Origin of the sequence: Methylorubrum extorquens (assembly GCF_024169925.1) — a bacterium.
GTDB lineage: Bacteria > Pseudomonadota > Alphaproteobacteria > Rhizobiales > Beijerinckiaceae > Methylobacterium > Methylobacterium extorquens_A.
This window is the reverse complement of the sequence record NZ_JALJXF010000001.1, coordinates 3,500,819-3,522,043: the sequence shown is the minus strand read 5'-3', so window position 1 is coordinate 3,522,043 and position 21,225 is coordinate 3,500,819. Positions and strand designations below refer to the sequence as shown.

Here is a 21,225-nt window from a genome sequence, read left to right as displayed (position 1 = left end):
CGGCTCAGTCGAGCCGAACCGCGGTGCCCTCGATCTCGCTCGGCCGCAGCGCACCCTTGCGCTCCAGATGGCGACGCAGAAGACGCACGTTGCGGCGGTTCGCCTTGAAGGCCGCGTCGAGCAGGTCGCCGGCCAGCGGCACCGAGCCCACCGCACCGTCGATGGCGACGTTGCCCATCATGCGCCAGACGAGCCAGCGCGGCGCGCCGAGCCGTTTCGCCTCGTAGACGATGTACGAGGCGATCGCCATGCCCGCGATGTCGCCGAGGATGGGGACGAGACCGATCACCGCGTCGAGACCCACGCGGCGGTTGATGCCCGGCACGAGGAAGGCCGAGTCCATCAGGTGGGCGAGCTGCTCCAGGCGCAGGAGGCTCGCCTCCGTGCTGGTATCGGTGAGGCGGCGCAGCTGCGCCGCGGCGGCAGACTCGCGAAAGACCTTATCGGAGGTGTGAACGGAGGTGCTCATGGCGACGATGTGGCCCCGGCCCAACCGTTGCACAAGGAAGCGGATCGCGCGGTCGTTCACGTCTCGCGGAATAATCCTGCCAAGCGTTCGACCGCCGCATCGAGGGTGGCGTCCGTCTTGGCAAAGCAGAAGCGCGCGAGATTCGTCACGCCGCCTCCCTCGTAGAATGCACTGACGGGGATCGCCGCGACACCGTGCTCGGTCACGATCTGCTCGCAGAAGGCGACGTCGTCGGCGGCGAGTCCCGCGATATCGACGGTGAGGAAGTAGGTACCGGCACTCGGCAGCACCGTGAAGCCGATCTCGGACAGCCCCGACGCCAGCCGGTCGCGGGAGCGGGCGAGGTCAGCCCGCATACCCTCGAAGTATGCGTCGTCCTTGGCCAGGCCGTAGGCGACCGCCTCCTGAAGGTTCGGCGGTGTGGTGAAGGTGAGGAACTGGTGCGCCCGCGACAGCACCCGCATCAGCGGCTCGGCCGCCATCACGAACCCAACCTTCCAGCCGGTGAGGCTGAAGATCTTGCCGGCCGAGCCGATCTTCACCGTCCGCTCGCGCATGCCCGGCTGTGCCATCAGGGGCCGGTGGCGCCGGCCATCGAAGATCACATGCTCCCAGACCTCATCGCAGATCGCCACCGCGTCGAAGCGCTGGCAGAAATCCGCGAGCAGGGCGAGGTCGTCGGGTTCGAAGACGGTAGCGCTCGGGTTGAGCGGGTTGTTCAGCAGAACGATCCGCGTGCGCTCGGAGAACGCCTCGGCCAAAGCCGCCGCCTCGATCCGGAAATGCGGCGGCTTGAGCGTGACGTAGCGCGGCACACCGCCGGCCCGCCGCACCAGCGGCAGGTAGGCGTCGTACATCGGTTCGAACAGCACGACCTCGTCGCCCGGCCGAACCAGCGCCATCAGCGCGCCGGCCAGCGCCTCGGTCGCGCCCGAGGTCACCATCACCTCGCGCTCCGGATCGAGGTCGAGACCCTGGTGGTGCCGGTAATGGGCGGCGACGGCCGAGCGGAGCGAGGGCAGCCCCATCATCGGCGGGTATTGGTTGCTGACACTCTCCAGCGCCCGTGCCGCGGCGGCGCGCACGTCGTCGGGCCCCTGACCGTCGGGAAAGCCCTGGCCGAGATTGATCGCCCCGTGCTGCCGCGCGAGCCGCGACATCGATTCGAACACGGTTTCCGGCAACTCGGCGAAGACGGGATGGCCGGTGAGCGGGGGGATGCGATTCGCGGCGAGACTCATGAGCGATGTCTTCGCAGAGAGACCGGGCCGCTCCAAGTGCTCCCGATAAGATGGAATGGAGAAGAGAGCAGGGCTGCGCTTGGTATCGCCATCTGCGAAGACAAGAGGCGTCCTGTCGAACCTTGTCGAGAACGTCGGCGTGTCGTCTGCGCAGCGTGCGCTCACGCACACGAGTTTGCGAATGAACCGCGAAATCCCGTTTTTGCGCTGCGTCGGAGGGGTGACGAATGTTGACGATCATCAGTCGTAAGCGCATGTTCACCCCACGGTCGGACCGGCCGCCGCGCTCAAGGGACTTCGCCCCCTCGTTTCTTGGATGTGGCAGGCCGGTCCGGTCGTGCTTCATGAAAAAGGCCGCCGCTCGACACGGCGGCCTTTTTCGTGTCCGATCAGCCGGTGCACGTCCTTGCGGCGGCGCTGTCACCATCGGCGGATCATGCGTCTGGGAACTTGCCTGCTGCTCGCCGTCGTGTCGGGTGTTCTGGGCCTTACCTTGCGTCTTACGCTGCCGGTCACGCCGGCCGATGCGTCGTTTCGCGACGTGATGCGCCTCTATCAGTCGCAGGCTGCGCCGACGGGCAGCAACACGCTGGAAACGTCGCCGCCGTAGGAAGACCGCAATGACCGGCGAGGCTCGCCGGCCGTACCAAGTCCGCCCGCCTTGTCCGAAACGGGTTCGAGCCGGATGGATCCTCCGCCGGCCGGATCGTGACCCCGGGCCGGCCCGCGGTGTCTGGCCGTGCTGTCGCCGATGAGTGTGTGAGGGATGAACGAGAGTTCGCCGATACGCAGGGAGACCGCCCGGGAATACCGGACCGCGGACCCGGTGACGACCGCGCCGGTCCGCCGGCGCCGCAAGTTCGGCCGCTGGATGCTCGCGCTGCTGATCCTCGGCGGGGCCGGCGCTGTCGCTCACCGCACCTACGACGCCCGGCAGAAGCCGGCCGAGGAGACGGCACAGGCGCCGGGCGGCGGCCGTCCCGGTCACGGCGGACGGCCGGCCGACATGAAGCAGGCGGTCGGCGTCGCACCGATCGTGACCGGCGACATGCCGGTCGTGCTCCAGGGCCTCGGCACGGTGACGCCGCTCGCCACCGTCTCGATCCGCTCGCAGATCAACGGCTACCTCACCAAGATCGGCTTTCGCGAGGGCCAGATGGTGAAGGAGGGCGATTTCCTCGCCCAGGTCGATCCGCGGCCCTACGAGGCGTTGCTCGCCCAGTATCAGGGCCAGCTCGCCCGCGATCAGGCGTTGCTGCAGAACTCGAAGCTCGATCTCCAGCGCTACCAGACCCTGAACCGCCAGGATTCGATCTCGAAGCAGAACGTCGACACCCAGGCTGCCCTGGTGAAGCAGAACGAGGGCACAGTCGCGGCCGACCAGGCGCTCGTCGATCAGCAGAAGCTCAACCTCACCTATGCCCGGATCGTCTCGCCGGTGGAGGGCCGGGTCGGCCTGAGGCAGGTCGATCTCGGCAATTACATCACTGCCGGCTCGACCAACATCGTCGTCGTCACGCAGTTGCGTCCGATCTCGGTGGTGTTCGTTCTGCCGGAGGACGAGGTGGCGCGGGTGATGCGCCGGGTGCGCGCGGGCGCTACGCTCACCGTGCGCGCCTACGACCGCAGCGACCAGCACGAGATCGCCGTCGGCCGCCTCGACACGGTGGACAACCAGATCGACACCACGACCGGCACGGTGAAGCTGCGGGCGATGTTCGAGAACGAGGACGAGAGCCTGTTCCCGAACCAGTTCGTCAACGCGCGCCTTACCGTCGAGACGATCCGGAACGCGGCCCTGGTGCCCAACGCCGCGATCCTGCGCGGCACGCCGGGCACCTACGCCTACCTGATGGACGGTGACGAGAAGGTCACCGTGCGCCCGATCAAGACCGGCGAGACCGATGGGGTGAACACGGTGGTGCTCACCGGCCTCACGGCGGGCGACCGCGTCGTCACAGACGGCACCGATCGCCTGCGCGAGGGTGCGCCGGTGCGCGTCGTCGGCCAGACCCCCGGACCCCAGGCCGGCGCACCGGCAGCAGGCGCCCCCGGTGCGACGCTTCCGACGACGCCCGCGGCTTCCGCCGACGGCGCGAATCCGGGTAGCCAGGAGCGCCGGGGACGCCGGCGCCCGGCACCGTAGCGGGATGCGGCCATGAATCCGTCCCGCCTCTTCATCCTGCGGCCCGTCGCGACGACGCTGTCGATGCTGGCGATCCTGATCGTCGGCGCGGTCTCCTACCTGAACCTGCCGGTCTCGGCGCTGCCCGCCGTCGATTACCCGACGATTCAGGTGCAGACGTTCTATCCCGGTGCCAGCCCGGAGGTGATGACTTCGGCGGTCACCGCGCCGCTGGAGCGGCAATTCGGCCAGATGGCCAATCTGAACCAGATGTCCTCGCAGAGTTCGGCGGGGGCGTCGGTCATCACCCTCCAGTTCAACCTCGACATCCCGCTCGACATCGCCGAGCAGTCGGTCCAGGCCGCGATCAATGCGGCCGGCAACCTGCTGCCGACCGACCTTCCGGCGCCGCCGATCTACGCCAAGGTCAACCCGGCCGACGCGCCCGTGCTGACCCTGGCGCTCACCTCCGCGACGATCCCGCTGACGCAGGTGCGCGACCTCGCCGAGACGCGGCTCGCCCAGAAGATCAGCCAGATCGCGGGTGTCGGCCTCGTCAGCATGGGCGGCGGGCAGCGGCCGGCGGTGCGGGTGCGGTTCAATTCCCTGGCGATGGCCGCCTACGGCCTCAACATCGACGACCTGCGCACCACGATCGCCAACCTCAACGTCAACACGCCCAAGGGCAACATCGACGGGCCGACCCAGTCCTACGCCATCAACGCCAACGATCAGGTGCGTGACCCGGCGGTCTATGCCAGCGCGATCATCGCCTACCGCAACGGTGCACCGGTCCACCTCACCGACGTGGCCGAGGTCGTGGACGGGGCCGAGAATACCCGGCTCGGCGCCTGGGCCGACCGCACGCCCGCGGTGATCCTCAACATCCAGCGCCAGCCCGGCGCCAACGTCATCGATACGGTGGACCGTATCAAGCGGCTGCTGCCGCAGCTTCAGGCGACGATGCCGGCCTCGGTCTCGGTGGCGATCCTCACCGACCGCACGACGACGATCCGCGCTTCGGTGCACGACGTGCAGTTCGAGCTGATGCTCGCCATCGGCCTCGTGGTGATGGTGATCTTCCTGTTCCTGCGCAGTTTTTCGGCGACTCTGATCCCGAGCCTGTCGGTGCCGCTCTCGCTGATCGGCGCGCTCGCGGCGATGGATGCCTGGGGCTTCTCCCTCGACAACCTCTCCTTGATGGCGCTCACCATCGCCACGGGCTTCGTGGTGGACGACGCCATCGTCGTCATCGAGAACATCGCCCGCCACGTCGAGGAGGGTGACAGCCCGTTCGAGGCCGCGCTGAAGGGAAGCCGCGAGATCGGCTTCACCATCATCTCGCTCACCGTCTCGCTGATCGCGGTGCTGATCCCGCTCCTGTTCATGGGCGACGTGGTCGGTCGCCTGTTCCGCGAATTCGCGATCACCTTGGCTGCAACCATCGTCATCTCGGCGGTGGTCTCGCTCACCCTCGTGCCGATGCTGTGCGCCCGGCTCTTGAAGCCCGTCGCCCACGGCGCCGACACGCCGGCCGCGCGCCGGGAAGGTCCGATCGCCCGCGCGGGCCGGCGGCTCAACGACGGCGTCATCGCCCTCTACGGCCGGGCGCTTCGCGTCGTCCTGGCCAACCAGGGCCTGACGCTGCTCGTCACCCTCGGCACCGTGGCGCTCACCGCCTATCTGTTCGTGGTGATCCCCAAGGGCTTCTTCCCCGTGCAGGACACGGGCGTGATCCAGGGCATCTCACAGGCCGACCAGAGCGTCTCCTACGAGGCCATGGCCGAGCGCCAGCAGGCTCTGGCCGACATCGTCCTGAAGGATCCGGACGTGGCGAGCCTGTCCTCGTTCATCGGGGTGGACGGGCAGAACGTCACGCTCAATTCCGGCCGCTTCCTCATCAACCTGAAGCCGCGCGAGGCGCGCGGCGCCGACGCCAGCGCGATCATCCGCCGCCTCAACGCCGCGACGAGTTCTGTCCCCGGCGTCCGGCTCTACATGCAGCCGGTGCAGGATCTGACCATCGATACCGCCGTCTCGGCGACGCAGTATCAGGTCATCCTCGAGAACCCGAACCTCGGCGACTTCGAGACCTGGGTGCCGCGCTACGTCGAGGCGCTGCGCCGCTCGCCGCTGCTGGCCGACGTGACCAGCGACTACCAGGGCAACGGCCTGGCCGCCTACGTCACCATCGACCGACCCACCGCCGGGCGCTACGGCATCACGCCGGCCACAATCGACAACGTGCTTTACGACGCCTTCGGCCAGCGCATCGTCTCCACCATCTTCACCCAATCGAGCCAGTACCGGGTGATCCTGGAGGCGAACCCGAAGCTGCACACCTCGCTCGCCTCCCTCGACAACCTCTACCTTCCGTCCTCGACCGCACCGTCGGGCCAAGTGCCGCTCTCGGCCGTTGCGAAGATCGAGGAGCGTCGTGCCCCGCTGCTGATCGGCCATCTCGGCCAGTTCCCGGCCACGACCGTCTCGTTCAACCTCGCGCCGGGCGTGGCCCTCGGCCAAGCCGTCGACGCCCTGGAGGCCGCGCAAAAAGACATCGGCTTGCCGGCGAGCTTCAACGTGGTGCCGCAGGGCTCGGTCTTCGCCTTCGAGTCGGCGCTCTCCAACGAGCTGTTTCTCGTCTGCGCGGCGATCGTCACCGTCTACATCGTGCTCGGCGTGCTCTATGAGAGCTTCATCCACCCCATTACCATCCTCTCGACCCTGCCGTCCGCCGGCATCGGCGCGCTGCTCGGGCTGATGTGGTTCGGGCTCTCGCTCGACATCATCGCGATCATCGGCATCGTGCTCCTGATCGGCATCGTGAAGAAGAACGCGATTATGATGATCGACTTCGCGCTCCAGGCCGAGCGCGAGGAGGGCAAGGCGCCGCGCGATGCGATCTACGAGGCCTGCCTGCTGCGCTTCCGCCCGATCCTGATGACGACGCTGGCCGCCCTGTTCGCGGCGGTGCCGATGATCGTCGGCTCGGGCGTCGGCTCGGAGCTGCGCCAGCCGCTCGGCATCGTCATCGCCGGCGGGCTCATCGTCAGTCAGGTGCTGACGCTGTTCACGACGCCGGTCATCTATCTCGCCTTCGACCGGTTGGAGCGCCGGATCATGCGGCGGCGGGAGCGGGACGGGCTGGCGCCCGGCGGGGCGGTGCCGTGAGCTTCATGGCAATACCGATGGTGCGCATCCCCTCTCCCCGCACGCGGGGAGAGGGCTTCGGCGACCCCGTCGTCGGCGAAGCGAGGCGGCAGCCGAAGGTGAGGGGGCTTGACCGGAAGAGCCAAATCCGGGGGCGCCCCCTCACCCTCGCTACGGCTTCGCCTCCGCTTCCCGTAGGCACGACAGGGTGCCTGCGGGCCTCTCCCCGCATGCGGGGAGAGGGGAACGCCCGCGGCGCTGGCATGGGCCGCTCCCCATGAACCTCTCCGAACCCTTCATCCGCCGCCCGGTCGCGACGACGCTGTTGACCATCGGCCTGCTGCTCGCCGGCATGTTCGCCTATGTGCGGCTGCCGGTGGCGCCGCTGCCGCAGGTCGATTTCCCCGTCATCCTCGTTCAGGCGCAGATGGCCGGCGCCTCGCCGGAGACCATGGCGACCACGGTCGCCGCGCCGCTGGAGCGGCGGCTCGGGGCCATCGCCGACGTCAACGAGATGACCTCGACGAGTTCCACCGGCACCGTGCGGATCGTCCTGCTGTTCGGCCTCAACCGCGATATCGACGGCGCCGCCCGCGACGTCCAGGCGGCGATCAACGCCGCGCGGGCCGACCTGCCAACCTCGCTGCGCACCAATCCGACCTACCGCAAGTTCAACCCGGCCGATTCGCCGATCCTGATCCTCGGCCTCACCTCCGATACGCTGACGCCGGGGCAGCTCTACGATTCCGCCGCGACGGTCGTGCAGCAGCGGATGAGCCAGATCGAGGGGGTCGGCAACGTCGATATCGGCGGCTCGTCGCTGCCTGCGGTGCGGGTCGAGCTCGATCCGACGGCCTTGTTCCACTACGGCATCGGCCTGGAGGGCATCCGCGCGGGTCTGGCCTCGGCCAACGCCAACTCGCCCAAGGGGGACATCGTCGCGGGCGATCGCCGCTACCAGCTCTACGCCAACGACCAGGGCCGGCAGGCCTCCGACTATCGCGACATCGTCGTGGCCTACCGCAACGGCGCCGCCGTGCGGCTCGCCGATGTCGGCGAGGTGGTCGATTCGGTCGAGGACAAGCGCAACCTCGGCCTCGTCGACGGCAAGCCGGGCGTGATCCTGTTCATCTACAAGCAGCCCGGCTCCAACGTCGTCGAGACGGTGGAGCGCGTGCGCGCGGCGATCCCGCAGGCGAAGGCGGCGCTGCCCGGCGACATCGACCTCAACATCTCCGGCGACCGCTCCGCCACGATCCGTGCCTCGCTGGCCAGCACCGAGGAGACGCTGGTCATCGCGGTCATCCTCGTGATCTTCGTCACCTTCATCTTCCTGCGCTCGTGGCGGGCGACGCTGATCCCGGCGGTGGCGGTGCCGATCTCGATCATCGGCACCTTCGCGGCGATGTGGATGCTCGGCTACTCCCTCGACATCCTGTCGCTGATGGCGCTCATCATCGCGACCGGCTTCGTCGTGGACGACGCCATCGTCGTGCTGGAGAACATCCAACGGCACATCGAGGCGGGCAAGCCGCGGGTGGAGGCGGCCCTGCTCGGCGCCCGCGAGGTCGGGTTCACCGTCGTCTCGATGAGCCTGTCGCTCATCGCCGTGTTCCTGCCGATCCTGCTGATGGGCGGCATCGTCGGCCGGCTGTTCCAGGAATTCGCGGTCACGCTGTCGATGGCGATCCTCGTCTCGCTCGTGCTCTCGCTGACGACGACGCCGATGATGTGCGCGCTGCTCCTCAAGCCCGAAGCGCAGATGCAGGCGGGCAAGCGCCCCAACATCCTGCTGCGCGGATTGGAGGGCGGTTTCGACGCTGTGCTGCGGGGTTACGAACGGACGCTCCGTTTCGCCCTCCGTCACCGCCGGCTGACGGTGCTCAGCGTGTTCATCGCGATCGGGCTCACGGTCTACGGCTACATCATCGTGCCGAAGGGCTTCTTCCCCGATCAGGATACCGGCCAGCTCATGGGCGGCATCCAGGCCGACCAGCGCATCTCGTTCCAGTCGATGAAGGATAAGCTGGAGCGGGCGAGTGCCATCGTGCAGGCGGACCCGGCGGTGGAGAGCATCGTCGGATTCACCGGCGGGCGTGGTACCAACTCCGCCAACGTCTTCGTCGGGCTGAAACCCCGCGGCGAACGCGAGCCTATCGAGACCGTGATGGCCCGACTTCGGCCCAAACTCGCCCAGGTTGCGGGCGCGCGCCTATTCCTGTTCCCGCGCCAGGATCTCAGGATGGGTGGGCGCCAGAGCTTCGCCCAGTACCAGTACACGCTCCAGGGCGACACCGCGGCCGAGCTCTACGCCGCCTCGCCGAAGCTGCTGCAAGCCTTGCAGAAGCGCACCGACATCTTCGCCGACGTGACCTCCGATCAGCAGGAGGGCGGGCTGGAGAGCCGCCTCGTCATCGATCGGGCGACCGCCTTCCGCTACGGCATCACCCCGGACCAGATCGACAACACCCTCTACGACGCCTTCGGCCAGCGGCAGGTCTCGACGATCTACAACCCGCTCAATCAGTACCACGTGGTGATGGAGATCGCGCCGCGATACCTCCAGAACCCGGAGGTGTTAAAGACGATCTATGTCTCGACCACGGGCGGCCGGGCGCGGGGCTCGGCCACGACGAACGCGGTTGCCGGCACGGTGGCGGGGGGCGGGACCACGACGGCTTCGCAAGCCTCGACCTCCGGCACGTCCACCACCGACACGGCGGCCACCATCGCCGCCGACTCGGCGCGCAACGCCGCGGGCAACGCCATCGCCGCGAGCCGAGGCAGCGCCTCGTCGAGCGCGCCGGTGTCGAGCGCCAAGGAGACGATGGTGCCGCTCTCGGCCTTCGCCCATTTCGAGACCGGCAACGCCCCGGTCCAAGTGGCGCACCAGGGCCTGTTCGTGGCCACCACCATCTCGTTCAACCTCGTGCCCGGCAAGAGTCTGGGCGAGGCCACCGCGGTCATCGACCAGACCATGCTCGACCTGCAATTGCCGCAGACCATTCACGGCGAGTTCGCGGGCGCGGCCAAGAGCTATCAGGAATCCTCATCGCGCCAGCCGCTGCTGATCCTCGCCGCCCTGCTCGCCGTCTACGCCGTGCTCGGCATCCTCTACGAGAGCTACATCCACCCGATCACGATCCTCTCGACCCTGCCCTCCGCCGGGATCGGTGCCATCGTCGCGCTGCTCACGACCGGAACCGAATTCACCATCGTCGCCCTGATCGCGGTGTTCCTTCTGATCGGCATCGTGAAGAAGAACGCCATCCTGATGATCGATTTCGCCATCGATGCGGAGCGCAGTCGCGGCCTGACGCCGGGGGAGGCGATCTACGAGGCCTGCCTCCTGCGCTTCCGCCCGATCATGATGACGACGCTCGCCGCCATCCTCGGCGCGGCGCCGCTCATCGTCGCGGGCGGCGAGGGGGCCGAGCTGCGTCGGCCCCTCGGCATCGCGATCGTCGGTGGACTCATCGTCAGCCAGATCCTGACCCTCTACACGACACCGGTCGTCTACCTGTATCTCGACCGTCTCCGGCTCTGGGCGAAGCGTCGCCGGGGCGGACCGGCGGCGGTGCCGGCCGAGTGAGGATGGTTGTTTCGTGATCCGTGATTTGCGCGAAGGCCGCCTGCGTCGAGCGGGGAGGGGAGGGGCTGCGGCTCTGCTTCGTCTCTCGGGCGTCGCCGCGCTGGCCGCGACCACCTCCGGCTGCCTCGTCGGACCCGATTATGCGCGCCCCTCCGTCGAGACGCCGCTCGGCTTCAAGCAGGGCGGGATGCGCGAGGACAGCCTCGCCTATGTCCAGGCGCAGAAGGGTTGGCGCCCGGCAGTACCGAACGACGCGGCCGAGCGCGGCGACTGGTGGCGGGCCTTCAACGACCCGACGCTCGACCGGCTGATCCGCTCCATCGACGTCGACAACCAGAACCTCCGCGCCCAGGTCGCGGTCTACGATCAGGCCCGCGCCCTCGTCGCGCAGGCGCGCGCCGCCCTGTTCCCCACGGTGATCGGCGCGCCGGGCATCACCCGGTCGCGGGCACTGGGCGCCGAGCGCACCACCGTCTCGCTCCAGGGGCAGGCGAGCTGGGAACTCGACCTGTTCGGCGGCATCCGCCGCCAGATCGAGAGCGACGTCGCCTCCGCCCAGGCCTCGGCCTCCGATCTCGCGCTCGTGCGTCTCAGCCTTCAGGCGGAACTGGCGACCAACTACCTCCAGCTGCGCTATCAGGATTCGCTGAAGCGGGTGCTGGAGGAGAATGTCGAGGGCTTCAAGCGCAGCCTCAGCATCGCCGAGAACCAGTACAACGCAGGTGTCGCCGCCCGCTCCGACGTCATCACCGCACAGACGCAGCTCCAGACGACCCAGGCCTCGCTGATCGCCGTCGATCTCCAGCGGGCAACCTTCGAGCACGCGGTGGCGATTCTCACCGGCCGCCCGCCCTCCGAGGTGAAGCTTCCCTTCGCGCTCCTGCCGGTGCGTCCGCCCTCGGTGCCGGTCGGCATCCCGTCCGACCTCTTGGAGCGTCGGCCCGACATCGCCGGGGCCGAGCGGCTGGTTCAGGCGCAGAGCGAGCAGATCGGTGTGGCGGTCTCCGCCTTCTATCCGACGGTAACGCTCTCGGCCTCGGGCGGCATCTCGGGCGCGACGAGCAACGGTGTGTTCTCGGCTGCCAACCGCGTCTGGTCGATCGCCGCGAACGGCTCTCAGGTGCTCTTCGACGGCGGCGCCCGCGCCGCGGTGCTGCAAACGGCGCGGGCTGCCTACGAGGCGGCGGTGGCCAATTATCGCCAGACGGTGCTGACCGCCTTCGGCGAGGTCGAGAACGGGCTGGCCGGGGTGCGAATCCTCGCCCGGCAGCAGGCCAAGCAGGACGAGGCGGTCGCCTCGGCGCGTCGCGCGGTCGAGATCACCCTCAACGAGTACCGGGCCGGCACGCAGAACTACACCACTGTCGTGACCGCCCAGGCGCTGCTCATCAACAACGAGGTCACCGCGCTCCAGATTCGCCTCAACCGCTTCACCACGGCCGTGGCGCTGATCCGGGCGCTCGGCGGCGGCTGGGATGCCCGCTCGCTCCCGACCGGCGAGGAGCTGAAGGGCGTGCGCCTGCCGATCGACGGAGGCTCGGCCGTTCGCACCGACGAGTAGGTCTTGCAGGGCAGCTCGGCCGGAACAGGAACCGCCGACCTCTGTTGAAACCGGGATTCCAGCGGCCGGCCTCTTGCCGGCCGAAAGCCCCGGATGGTCCATGCCCGACGCCCCCGTTCACGACACGCCCGACACGCCGAAGACCCCGGCCTGCACCTTCGTGATCTTCGGTGCCGGCGGCGACCTGACGAAGCGTCTCTTGATGCCGGCCCTCTACAATCTCGCGGGCGGCGGGCTGCTCGACGAAGGCTTCTCCGTGCTCGGCGTCGACCACAACCCGCTGACCGACGAAGGCTGGCGGGACGACCTGACGAAGACCATGGAGTCCTTCACCAAGGACCCGTCCGCCGAGTTCCATGCCGAGCGGATCGACCCGCGCCCCTGGGGCTTCATCCGCGAGCGCCTGCACGTGATGCAGGGCGATTTCGCCGACGAGGCTACCTTCAAGGATCTCGCCGGGCGCCTTCACGGCAACGCCGTGTTCTACCTCGCGGTCGCGGCACGGTTCTTCGGCCCTGTGGTCGAGGGCCTCGGCAAGGCTGGCCTGCTGAAGCAGACGGACGACGCATTCCGCCGCGTCGTCATCGAGAAGCCGTTCGGCTCCGACTTCGCTTCCGCCAAGGCGCTCAACGAAACCATCCTGGCGCAGGGCGACGAAAGCCAATTCTACCGGATCGACCATTTCCTCGGGAAGGAGACGGTTCAAAGCATTTTGGCGATACGCTTCGCCAACGCGATGCTGGAGCCGATCTGGCGGCACCAATACGTCGATCACGTCGAGATCACCGCCGCCGAGACCATCGGCGTCGAAGAGCGCGGCCGCTTCTACGAGCCGACGGGCGCGCTGCGGGACATGGTGCCCAACCACCTGTTCCAGCTTCTCACCATGGTGGCGATGGAGCCGCCCGCTGCCTTCGACGCCGAAATCGTGCGCGACGAGAAGACGAAGCTGGTCAAAGCGGTCCGCCCGATCACGCCGGAGAATGCCGTGCGCGGCCAATATGCGGCGGGACGCGAGGAGGGCAGGGACGTCCCAGGCTACCGCGACGAGCCGGATGTGGCCGAGGACTCACGGACCGAAACCTACGTTGCCCTCAAGCTTGAGATCGAGAACGAACGCTGGTCGGGTGTGCCGTTCGTCCTGCGCACTGGTAAGCGGCTGGCCGAGCGGCGCACCGAGATCGCGGTGCATTTCAAGCCGACGCCGCTCACGCTGTTTCGCGGAGCGGAGGGCGGCGATCTTACCCCGAACGTCATGCGCCTGCGCCTCGACCCGGCGCCCGGTTCGGCCACGCGCCTCAACGTGAAGCGGCCGGGGCCGCAGATGCATCTCGCCGCGATCGAGACCGGCTTTAGCTACGGCGACTTCTTCGACCCGGCGCCGACCGTCGGCTACGAGAGCCTGATCTACGATTGCCTGATGGGCGACCCGACCCTGTTCCAGCGCGCCGATACCATCGAGGCGAGCTGGGCTGCCGTCGATCCGCTGCTCAAAGCGTGGAGGGACGCGCCGGTCTGCCTCTATCCGGCGGGTACGCCCGGCCCGAAGGAGGCGGATGATCTGCTGGCGCGCGACGGGCGCACGTGGCTGCCGCTGGGGGAGAAGTGACCGCGGCGTCCGGATAAGCGCCGACCGAGGAGAGCAAGCCCTCGCCCCGCGTGCGGGGAGAGGGGAAGGCAGCGGCGACGGATGTAAAGTGAAGCGGCGAAGATACGGCGCCCTCAGACCGCCTGCGTCTCCAACTCGCGCAGGATCGCGTCGCCCATCTCGGCGGTGCTGATCGGGGTCTGGCCCTCACCAACAATGTCGCGGGTGCGGGCGCCGGCGGCGAGCGCCCGGGTGATCGCGCCCTCCACGAGGTCGGCGGCGTCGCCGAGGCCGAAGGAGTAGCGTAGGCACATGGCGAGCGAGCCGATCATCGCGATCGGGTTGGCGTAGCCCTTGCCGGCGATGTCGGGGGCCGAGCCGTGGACCGGCTCGTAGAGCGCCTTGCGGGTGCCGCGCGCGTCGGTGGCGCCGAGCGAGGCGGAGGGCAGCATGCCGAGCGAGCCGGTGAGCATCGCCGCGACATCCGAGAGCACGTCGCCGAACAGGTTGTCGGTCACCAGCACGTCGAACTGCTTGGGGCGGCGCACGAGCTGCATGGCGCAGTTGTCGGCGAGCACGTGCTCCAGCTCGACCTCGCTGTAATGCTCGGCATGAACCCTTGTGACGACCTCCTTCCACAGGACGCCGGTCTTCATCACGTTGTTCTTCTCGGCCGAGGCGACCCGGCCGGAGCGCTTGCGGGCGAGGTCGAAGGCGACGTGGGCGATGCGCTCGATCTCGGTGGTGGTGTAGACCTGCGTGTCGACCGCCCGCTTCGAGCCGTCTTCCAGCGTGGTGATCTCCTTCGGCTCGCCGAAGTAGACGCCGCCGGTCAGCTCGCGCACGATCATGATGTCGAGGCCCTCGACCAGCTCGCGCTTGAGGGCCGAGGCGTCTGCGAGCGCCGGGTAGCAGATCGCCGGGCGCAGGTTGGCGAACAGGCCGAGATCCTTGCGCAGGCGCAGCAGGCCCGCTTCGGGGCGGATGTCGTAGCTCACGCCGTTCCACTTCGGCCCACCGACCGCGCCAAGCAGAATCGCGTCGGCCCCGTCGGCGCGGGCCAGCGTCTCGTCGGCCAGCGGCTTGCCGTGGGCGTCGATGGCCGCGCCGCCGACGAGGTCGTGCTCGGTTTCGAAATCGGCGAGGCCCGCGCTCTTGAGCCAGCCCACCACCTTCTCGACCTCGGCCATCACCTCGGGGCCGATGCCGTCGCCGGGCAGGAGCAGAAGCTTGTAGGTGGTCATGGGGCTGAAATCCGGGCTGATGGCACGCGCCACGTCGCCCGCGCTCTATCGGCGCGGCCCGGCCCCCGCAAGTCCGTCGCTCGGTCCGGCGCTAACCCGCGCGCTTGCCCGAGCGGAACGGGCGCAGCATCCAGGCCATGCGCCCGACCTCGTCCTCCTCCGGGCGCTTGGCGGGGCGCACGGCCCGCTCCGGCGCGGAGGAGCCGATTTCGTGGATGATCTGTTCCAGTAGAGGCGGAATTTCCTGGCCGTACTCGTCGAGGAGGACGGCGGCGTCCAGCAGGGCCTGAACCTGATCGTCGGGAATGGGACGGCTCATGATCTGCGCGTCGAGCGCCTGATCGGCCAGCAACGTCGCGAGGCGGGAGACCTCCGACAGACCGGCCGGTGCCGAGAGACCGCTGCTCATCGATGGAATACCCTCATGATCGAACGGAGGCCCACGATAATCCGTGTTGGTGAGCCAATCCTTTCACCATGTTCGATTCTCGCGTGCCGAAAACGACCTGATCGTGATGGGAAGCCTTGCCACGAGTGCTTTCCGAGCGTGGGCCGGAAGAGCTAAGGTTGCGCCGTGCATAATTCGCGTTTTCCCGACCCTATCGCCGCCGGACGCGGCTCCCTCTCACCCGAGACCGGGCCCGCCCGACGTGCAATGGGGATCGTCGCTGTGCCGCTCGTCCTGCTCGCGGCGTGGGCGGGGCCGTCCCAGGCCGGCTCGCCGCGCGGCGGCGCCGGTGCCTGCTATGTTACAGGGGGCGGCGCCCTGGAGATCTGCCGTTCGGCCGACGAGGCCGAGGGCGTCTACGCCGTGCCGCCGCCCTGCCGCTTCGTCCACGACGTGCAGATCCTGCGGTTGAAGGATACCGGGCCGCCGGGCCCGCTTCAGGTGATCTACCGGGCCGAGCCGCCGCGCCAGAGTGGTCGCCGCGGCGACGACGCCTGCCCAGCCGATCTACGCGCCACCGACCCCGCTGCGGGCGGCGCCGTGCGGATCGGCCGACAGATCGAGACGCTGGTGACGATCCTGCCGCCGACCGATCCGCGCTTCTGGAGCGAAGGGCTCAAGGGTGCCGCTTCGGCGCGGGCCGAACAGCCGCGCCGCCGCAGCCGGGCGACCCGGCAGGCACGGCGGGAGGCCCGCCGGGCGGCGCGCGAGGCGGGCCGAGAAGATAAGATGACCTTCCGCGCTCAGGCCTCCGCGCCGGAGGACGATCCGTCCGGCAATGCGATGCTGGTCGCGGGGCGCGATTGGGCGGGCGACCCATACTACGCCATCCTCGCCACCGCGACGGAGCCGTCCGGGGAGGGCCGCCGCCGGGTGCTGGTCCAAGCGCGGACCTACGATTTCCAGAGCCTCGACCTGCGCGTCGAGTCCGATCCCGGCACCGAATGGCGGCCGTTCGGAGCGCCTGCCATGGAGGAGAAGGGGCGTCGGCGCGGGCGCGCACGACCGGCGGCGATGAAGCCCGCCCCGGTGCTGGACGATACGGGCAAGCCGATCGTCGGAAACTGCGCCGCGCCGGACTTCGAGGCGCGGGGCCTGACCGGTTCGATCAGCGCGGTCGATCGTGTCTACCATTACTTCTATACCGACGTCGTGCCCGCCGATTGCGATGCGCCGCGGAGCCGGCGGCGGATGGCGCTGTACCTGCGCACGAGCCGCGATCCGCTGGCGGAGCGCACATGGTCGGCCCCCGTCACGCTGATCGAGAGCCTGCCGGCCGAGACCGAGATCCGCGTCGCCAAGGCGCGGGGCATGGACCGTTGGGCCGTGGCCTATTCCTGCTCGCGGCCGGTCACGGTCTCGGGCGGGCCCGTCGCCGATATCTGCCTGCACTACACCGCCGATCTCTCGCCCGGCAGCCTCACTGCCCTGACGCTCTATGCCGAGCCCGTCGCGGCCGGCCACTCCACCGCTTATCTCGGCCTGCGCTCCGGCGGCGACGCGCTGGGGCGGTTCACCCGTGACGGCTTCGGCTGGATGACCGACCGCTACGGAAACCTCGACGCGCCGACGATCTACCCCGACAAGGGCGGCTTCCTGACCTGGCTCGACCGCCGGGCCCCGCGGACCGACGGCAGCGATGCCTCCTCGCTCTACGGCCGATCCGTCTACTGGGCGACCTGGACGGTTCGCCCCCGCGCCGCCACGCCGTGATCGCGTGACGATTTCGGGCCCGCGTTCGACAGAGGGATGGATGTCCCCCGCGGCGCCGTCGATGTTCGAGAGACCTTGAACACCCGTCGCCGGGCCGGACATCGTCCCGGCGCGGGTGATGCGTACTCAGATTGCCTCTCGAAGGTGCGGTAAGGAGCAGGCCATGACGGTCACGACACTCGACTCTCAGTCCGAGCGGCGCGGGGCCGACGTTCTGCTGGAGGTGCTGCGCTCGGAGGGCGTCCGCTACATCTTCGGCAATCCCGGCACGACCGAGCTGCCGCTGATCGATGCGCTGACGGACGCGCCCGACATCGCCTACGTGCTCGCCCTTCAGGAGGCGAGCGCCGTCGCCATGGCCGACGGCTACGCGCAGGGGGCGCGCCGGCCGGGCTTCCTCAACCTGCACACGGCCGGCGGTCTCGGCCACGGCATGGGCAACCTGCTCAACGCCCAGATCTCCGGGACGCCGCTCGTCGTCACGGCGGGCCAGCAGGATTCGCGGCACGTCATCACCGATCCGCTGCTGTTCGGTGACCTGACCACCATCGCCGCGCCGACCGTGAAGTGGGCGCGCGAGGTGACGCATGCCGATCAGCTTCCGGTGCTCTTGCGCCGCGCCTTCAACGATGCCGCGGCGGCGCCCTCCGGGCCGGTCTTCCTGTCGCTGCCGATGGACGTGATGGAGGCGATGACCTCCGCGCCGCTCGGGGAGGCTTCGACCATCGACCACCATGCGGTGGCCGGCTCCCTGGACCGGCTCGCAGACCATCTCGCGGGCATCGCGCCGGGGCGGCTTGCGCTGATTGCCGGCGACGAGGTCGATGCCAGCGACGCCTCGGCCCAGGCGGTGCGGCTCGCCGACCTTCTTGCTGCACCGGTCTACGGTTCGTCCTGGCCGGCGCATATCCCGTTCCCGACCGCCCATCCGCTCTGGATGGGCAACCTGCCGACCAAGGCGAGCGGCATCGCCGAGATCCTGGGCCGCTACGACGCGGTGTTCGCGCTCGGCGGCAAGTCGCTCATCACCGTCCTCTACACCGAAGGCTCGGCCGTCCCCCCCGGCACGCAGGTGTTCCAGCTCTCGGCCGATGCACGCGACCTCGGCCGCACCTACGCGACGCAACTCTCGACGGTGGGCAACGTCCGCGCCTCGCTCGACGTGCTGCTGCCGCTCTTGGAAGCACGGCTCGCGCCCCGTGCCGAGACCTATGCCCGCCTTCGCCGTGAGGCCGTCGCCGCCTACGACGCGCGCCGGGCAGCCCTGGCGGCCAAGGCGCAGGCCGCCTTCGCCGATCCGGTCATCCACCCCCTCGTCGCCGCCTGGGAGATCGCGCGCGTCGTGGGCTCCGATGTCGCGATCATCGACGAGGCGCCGGCGACGCTCGGGCATCTGCGCACGATCCTGCACAGCACCTGGACACGGCAGTATTCATCGATCCGCGGCGGCGTGCTCGGCTGGGGCATGCCCGCCTCGGTCGGCTTCTCGCTCGGGCTCGACCGGGCGCCGGTGGTCTGCATCGTCGGTGACGGCGCGGCGATGTACTCGCCCCAGGCGCTCTGGACCGCCGCGCACGAGGGGCTGCCGGTGACCTTCGTCGTCATTAACAACGCCGAGTACAACATCCTGAAGCAGTTCATGAAATCGCAGACGCACTACGCCTCGGTGCGGGCGAACCGCTTCATCGCCATGGACCTCACCGAGCCGCGCATCGACTTCCTGGCGCTCGCCACTTCGATGGGCGTGCCCTCCCGGCGGGTCGAGCGGGCGGCGGACATCGCCGGTGCGGTCGAGGCGGGTATCCGTTCGGGCGCGCCGAACCTCGTGGAAGTGGTCGTCAGCGCCGCGTGACCGCCTCAGCACCCCGGCCGATGCCGCCGACCCTCGTCTTCGACACGGATTGCGTGCTCTGCGCCGGGATGCTGCGCTTCGTGCTGGCGCATGAGCGCGACCAGAGCCTGCACTTCATGGGCGCGTGGTCCGGCGAGGGGCTCGACCTCGTCGCCCGCCACGGCTTCACTGAAGCGGATCTCAACGGCACCTTCCTGCTGATTCAGGATGGGCGGGCGCTGACGCGTTCGGATGCCGCGCTCGCCGTGGCGGGGCATCTCAAGGCGCCGTGGCGCTGGTGCCGGGTGTTCGGGATCGTTCCGAAGCCGTTGCGTGATCGCCTCTACGGCCTCGTCGCGCGATACCGCTATCGCTGGTTCGGCCGTCGAGAGGATTGCGCCCGGGTGCCGCCGGACCAGCGGCACCGCTTCCACGGCGTGCGGCCGGCGGACCCGCCGCAACCAGAGTAACGAATCAGGCCTTGCGTGCCACGGTGAACCGGGCGGCATCCTTGAGCACCTGCGCCCGCTCGCCCCAGGGGGCGACCGCCTCCTCGCAAACCGCCACCAGCCGGTCGCACTCCGCCCGCGCGCCGTCGAGGCCGAGGCGGTCCACCAGCGTCGCCTTGCCGGCCTCCTTGTCCTTCCCGGTGGCCTTGCCCATCGCTTCCGGGGAGGCCTCGCGGTCCAGAATGTCGTCGGCGACCTGGAAGGCTTGGCCGAGCGCCTTGCCGTAGCGCAGCAGTGCCGCCCGCTCGTCCGCATTCGCGCCGCCGACGAGAGCGCCGGCCTCGACCGAGAAGGCGAGGATCGCGCCGGTCTTCATCGCCTGCATCCGCAGGGTGTCGTCGATATCCATGGTGGCCGGGCCGAAGCGCCCCTCGGCCGAGAGGTCGAGAAGCTGGCCGCCGACCATGCCGCCGAGCCCGGAGGCGCGGGCGAGGCCGAGCACGAGTTCGGCCCGGATCGCCGGATCGGGCTGCCAGCGCGGGTCGGCGGTCACCTCGAAGGCCAGCGTCTGAAGCGCGTCGCCGACGAGGATCGCGGTGGCCTCGTCGAAGGCCTTGTGGACGGTGGGCTTGCCGCGGCGCAGGTCGTCGTCGTCCATCGCCGGCAGGTCGTCGTGGACGAGGCTGTAGCAGTGGACGAGTTCGACGCCGGCGCCGGCCGCGAGCGCGGCATCCTCGGCCCCGCCGAGCATCCGCGCGGTCTCGATGGCGAGGAACGGCCGCAGGCGCTTGCCGCCGCCAAGCACGGCGTGGCGCATCGCCTCCATCAGCCGGGGCGGCCGGGCGATCTCGCCCTCTTGCAGGGTCGGCCCGAGCAGATCGACGAGGAAGGTCTCGACGGTGTCGGCGACCCCGGCGAGCCTGTGGGTAAAGTCACCCGTATAGGCGTCCGCCTTGACCGAGGGGTGGGAAGCCTGCGTTGAGGTCATCGGAAGGGGCCTGGATCGGGGAGGGGCGGACGCGACGTGGCGGTGCCGGAGGAGAGCGAGTCGGAACGGCACGGGCGCGACCTGCGAAGGATTCCTTCGCCGAAGCCCCTCGCGAGGACTCCCGCGCCGCGGAACCCCGCCCCGAGGCGTCGAACCGGGCTGCGGCGCGCCGCCACCCTGATCACGCTCGCTCCCATTGCCATTCTTGCCTTCACGCTCACGCTCGCGCTCGTCTATAGCGTGGCGACCCCGCCCTCAACCCTGATGCTGGGCCGTTGGGTGACGCTTCAGGGCGCGCAGCGGGACAGCGTGAAGCTGGAGGCGATCGCGCCCGCCCTGGTCCAGGCGGTGATGGCCTCCGAGGATCAGCGCTTCTGCCTGCATAACGGCGTCGATTGGGGCGCCCTGCGCGACGTGGTGGACGACGAGGAGGGCCCGAGCCGCGGCGCCTCGACCATCACCATGCAGACGGTCAAGAACGTCTTCCTGTGGCCGGGCCGCTCCTACATCCGCAAGGGGCTCGAAATCCCGCTCGCGGTGATGGCCGACGCGCTCTGGGGCAAGCGCCGGACGATGGAGATCTATCTCAACGTCGCCGAGTGGGGCGAGGGCATCTTCGGGGCCGAGGCCGCCGCCCGCCACTGGTTCCGCAAGAGCGCACGCGACCTGACTCGAGGCGAGGCCGCCCTGCTTGCCGCCGTGCTGCCGAACCCGATCCTGCGCAGCGCCGGCAAGCCGACCCGCGGGGTGCGGGCGATCGCCGGGCGCATCCAGAGCCGGATGGGTCAGGTGGATGGGCTGATGGGGTGCTTGAAGCGCTGACCGG

At 69.2% G+C, this 21,225-nt stretch carries 15 protein-coding genes; 10 read left to right on the top strand and 5 right to left on the bottom strand.

Annotation, left to right across the window (positions count from 1 at the left end; translation table 11 throughout):
- Nucleotides 1-4: 4 nt before the first annotated feature.
- Both J2W78_RS16620 and J2W78_RS16615 read right to left on the bottom strand, forming a co-directional pair.
- Nucleotides 5-529 carry a DUF4112 domain-containing protein gene (locus tag J2W78_RS16620; protein ID WP_253372262.1) on the bottom strand — a complete coding sequence of 175 codons (525 nt, stop codon included), beginning with the start codon at nucleotides 527-529 and terminating at the stop codon, nucleotides 5-7.
- On the bottom strand, nucleotides 526-1,710 hold the full coding sequence (locus J2W78_RS16615) for an aminotransferase (RefSeq protein WP_253372261.1): 1,185 nt from the start codon (nucleotides 1,708-1,710) through the stop codon (nucleotides 526-528). The genes J2W78_RS16620 and J2W78_RS16615 overlap by 4 nt, the downstream gene beginning before the upstream one ends.
- Nucleotides 1,711-2,146: 436 nt before the next feature.
- Between J2W78_RS16615 and J2W78_RS16610 the strand changes: the two genes are divergently transcribed.
- The 6 genes from J2W78_RS16610 to zwf all read left to right on the top strand — a co-directional run bounded on the left by J2W78_RS16610 (nucleotide 2,147) and on the right by zwf (nucleotide 13,747).
- On the top strand, nucleotides 2,147-2,320 hold the full coding sequence (locus J2W78_RS16610; RefSeq protein WP_253372259.1) for a hypothetical protein: 174 nt from the start codon (nucleotides 2,147-2,149) through the stop codon (nucleotides 2,318-2,320).
- Nucleotides 2,321-2,476: 156 nt separating this feature from the next.
- The gene (locus J2W78_RS16605; protein ID WP_253372258.1) at nucleotides 2,477-3,856 is read left to right on the top strand and encodes an MdtA/MuxA family multidrug efflux RND transporter periplasmic adaptor subunit; all 1,380 of its coding nucleotides are present in this window, start codon (nucleotides 2,477-2,479) and stop codon (nucleotides 3,854-3,856) included.
- A gap of 12 nt (nucleotides 3,857-3,868) precedes the next feature.
- The gene (locus tag J2W78_RS16600) at nucleotides 3,869-7,006 is read left to right on the top strand and encodes an MdtB/MuxB family multidrug efflux RND transporter permease subunit (RefSeq protein WP_253372256.1); all 3,138 of its coding nucleotides are present in this window, start codon (nucleotides 3,869-3,871) and stop codon (nucleotides 7,004-7,006) included.
- Nucleotides 7,007-7,262: 256 nt separating this feature from the next.
- Nucleotides 7,263-10,577, top strand: coding sequence for an efflux RND transporter permease subunit (locus J2W78_RS16595; protein WP_253372254.1), 3,315 nt, complete (start codon nucleotides 7,263-7,265; stop codon nucleotides 10,575-10,577).
- Nucleotides 10,578-10,650: 73 nt separating this feature from the next.
- Complete coding sequence (locus J2W78_RS16590) at nucleotides 10,651-12,138, top strand: efflux transporter outer membrane subunit (protein WP_253374067.1); 1,488 nt, start codon at nucleotides 10,651-10,653, stop codon at nucleotides 12,136-12,138.
- A 100-nt stretch (nucleotides 12,139-12,238) separates the two neighbouring features.
- Nucleotides 12,239-13,747, top strand: a complete 1,509-nt coding sequence (zwf, locus tag J2W78_RS16585; protein ID WP_253372252.1) for a glucose-6-phosphate dehydrogenase — start codon at nucleotides 12,239-12,241, stop codon at nucleotides 13,745-13,747.
- 113 nt (nucleotides 13,748-13,860) lie between these two features.
- Here the strand turns inward: zwf and leuB are convergent, their stop codons facing one another.
- Together leuB and J2W78_RS16575 are read right to left on the bottom strand one after the other, a co-directional pair.
- A complete protein-coding gene (leuB, locus tag J2W78_RS16580) occupies nucleotides 13,861-14,970 on the bottom strand; it encodes a 3-isopropylmalate dehydrogenase (protein WP_253372250.1) in 1,110 nt (369 codons plus the stop codon).
- A 91-nt stretch (nucleotides 14,971-15,061) separates the two neighbouring features.
- Entirely contained in the window at nucleotides 15,062-15,379 is a 318-nt protein-coding gene (locus J2W78_RS16575; protein WP_253372248.1) for a hypothetical protein, read from the bottom strand.
- A gap of 246 nt (nucleotides 15,380-15,625) precedes the next feature.
- Here J2W78_RS16575 and J2W78_RS16570 point away from each other — a divergent pair, with 246 nt between their 5' ends.
- From J2W78_RS16570 to J2W78_RS16560, 3 genes are all read left to right on the top strand, one after another.
- Nucleotides 15,626-17,131, top strand: a complete 1,506-nt coding sequence (locus J2W78_RS16570; protein WP_253372246.1) for a hypothetical protein — start codon at nucleotides 15,626-15,628, stop codon at nucleotides 17,129-17,131.
- A gap of 163 nt (nucleotides 17,132-17,294) precedes the next feature.
- The gene (locus tag J2W78_RS16565; protein WP_253372244.1) at nucleotides 17,295-18,983 is read left to right on the top strand and encodes a thiamine pyrophosphate-binding protein; all 1,689 of its coding nucleotides are present in this window, start codon (nucleotides 17,295-17,297) and stop codon (nucleotides 18,981-18,983) included.
- A 20-nt stretch (nucleotides 18,984-19,003) separates the two neighbouring features.
- On the top strand, nucleotides 19,004-19,432 hold the full coding sequence (locus J2W78_RS16560; protein ID WP_253455022.1) for a thiol-disulfide oxidoreductase DCC family protein: 429 nt from the start codon (nucleotides 19,004-19,006) through the stop codon (nucleotides 19,430-19,432).
- Between the two features lie 4 nt (nucleotides 19,433-19,436).
- Here the strand turns inward: J2W78_RS16560 and J2W78_RS16555 are convergent, their stop codons facing one another.
- Complete coding sequence (locus J2W78_RS16555; protein ID WP_253372240.1) at nucleotides 19,437-20,399, bottom strand: polyprenyl synthetase family protein; 963 nt, start codon at nucleotides 20,397-20,399, stop codon at nucleotides 19,437-19,439.
- Between the two features lie 36 nt (nucleotides 20,400-20,435).
- Here J2W78_RS16555 and mtgA point away from each other — a divergent pair, with 36 nt between their 5' ends.
- The gene (mtgA, locus tag J2W78_RS16550; RefSeq protein WP_253372238.1) at nucleotides 20,436-21,221 is read left to right on the top strand and encodes a monofunctional biosynthetic peptidoglycan transglycosylase; all 786 of its coding nucleotides are present in this window, start codon (nucleotides 20,436-20,438) and stop codon (nucleotides 21,219-21,221) included.
- Nucleotides 21,222-21,225: the final 4 nt, after the last annotated feature.

Coding starts and splice junctions, on each gene's coding strand:
- J2W78_RS16600 (WP_253372256.1), top strand. CDS start 3,869: ATGAATCCGTCCCGCCTCTTCATCCTGCGGCCCGTCGCGACGACGCTG.
- zwf (WP_253372252.1), top strand. CDS start 12,239: ATGCCCGACGCCCCCGTTCACGACACGCCCGACACGCCGAAGACCCCG.
- J2W78_RS16605 (WP_253372258.1), top strand. CDS start 2,477: ATGAACGAGAGTTCGCCGATACGCAGGGAGACCGCCCGGGAATACCGG.
- J2W78_RS16610 (WP_253372259.1), top strand. CDS start 2,147: ATGCGTCTGGGAACTTGCCTGCTGCTCGCCGTCGTGTCGGGTGTTCTG.
- leuB (WP_253372250.1), bottom strand. CDS start 14,970: ATGACCACCTACAAGCTTCTGCTCCTGCCCGGCGACGGCATCGGCCCC.
- J2W78_RS16555 (WP_253372240.1), bottom strand. CDS start 20,399: ATGACCTCAACGCAGGCTTCCCACCCCTCGGTCAAGGCGGACGCCTAT.
- J2W78_RS16575 (WP_253372248.1), bottom strand. CDS start 15,379: ATGAGCAGCGGTCTCTCGGCACCGGCCGGTCTGTCGGAGGTCTCCCGC.
- J2W78_RS16615 (WP_253372261.1), bottom strand. CDS start 1,710: ATGAGTCTCGCCGCGAATCGCATCCCCCCGCTCACCGGCCATCCCGTC.
- J2W78_RS16565 (WP_253372244.1), top strand. CDS start 17,295: ATGACGGTCACGACACTCGACTCTCAGTCCGAGCGGCGCGGGGCCGAC.
- J2W78_RS16570 (WP_253372246.1), top strand. CDS start 15,626: ATGGGGATCGTCGCTGTGCCGCTCGTCCTGCTCGCGGCGTGGGCGGGG.
- J2W78_RS16560 (WP_253455022.1), top strand. CDS start 19,004: ATGCCGCCGACCCTCGTCTTCGACACGGATTGCGTGCTCTGCGCCGGG.
- J2W78_RS16595 (WP_253372254.1), top strand. CDS start 7,263: ATGAACCTCTCCGAACCCTTCATCCGCCGCCCGGTCGCGACGACGCTG.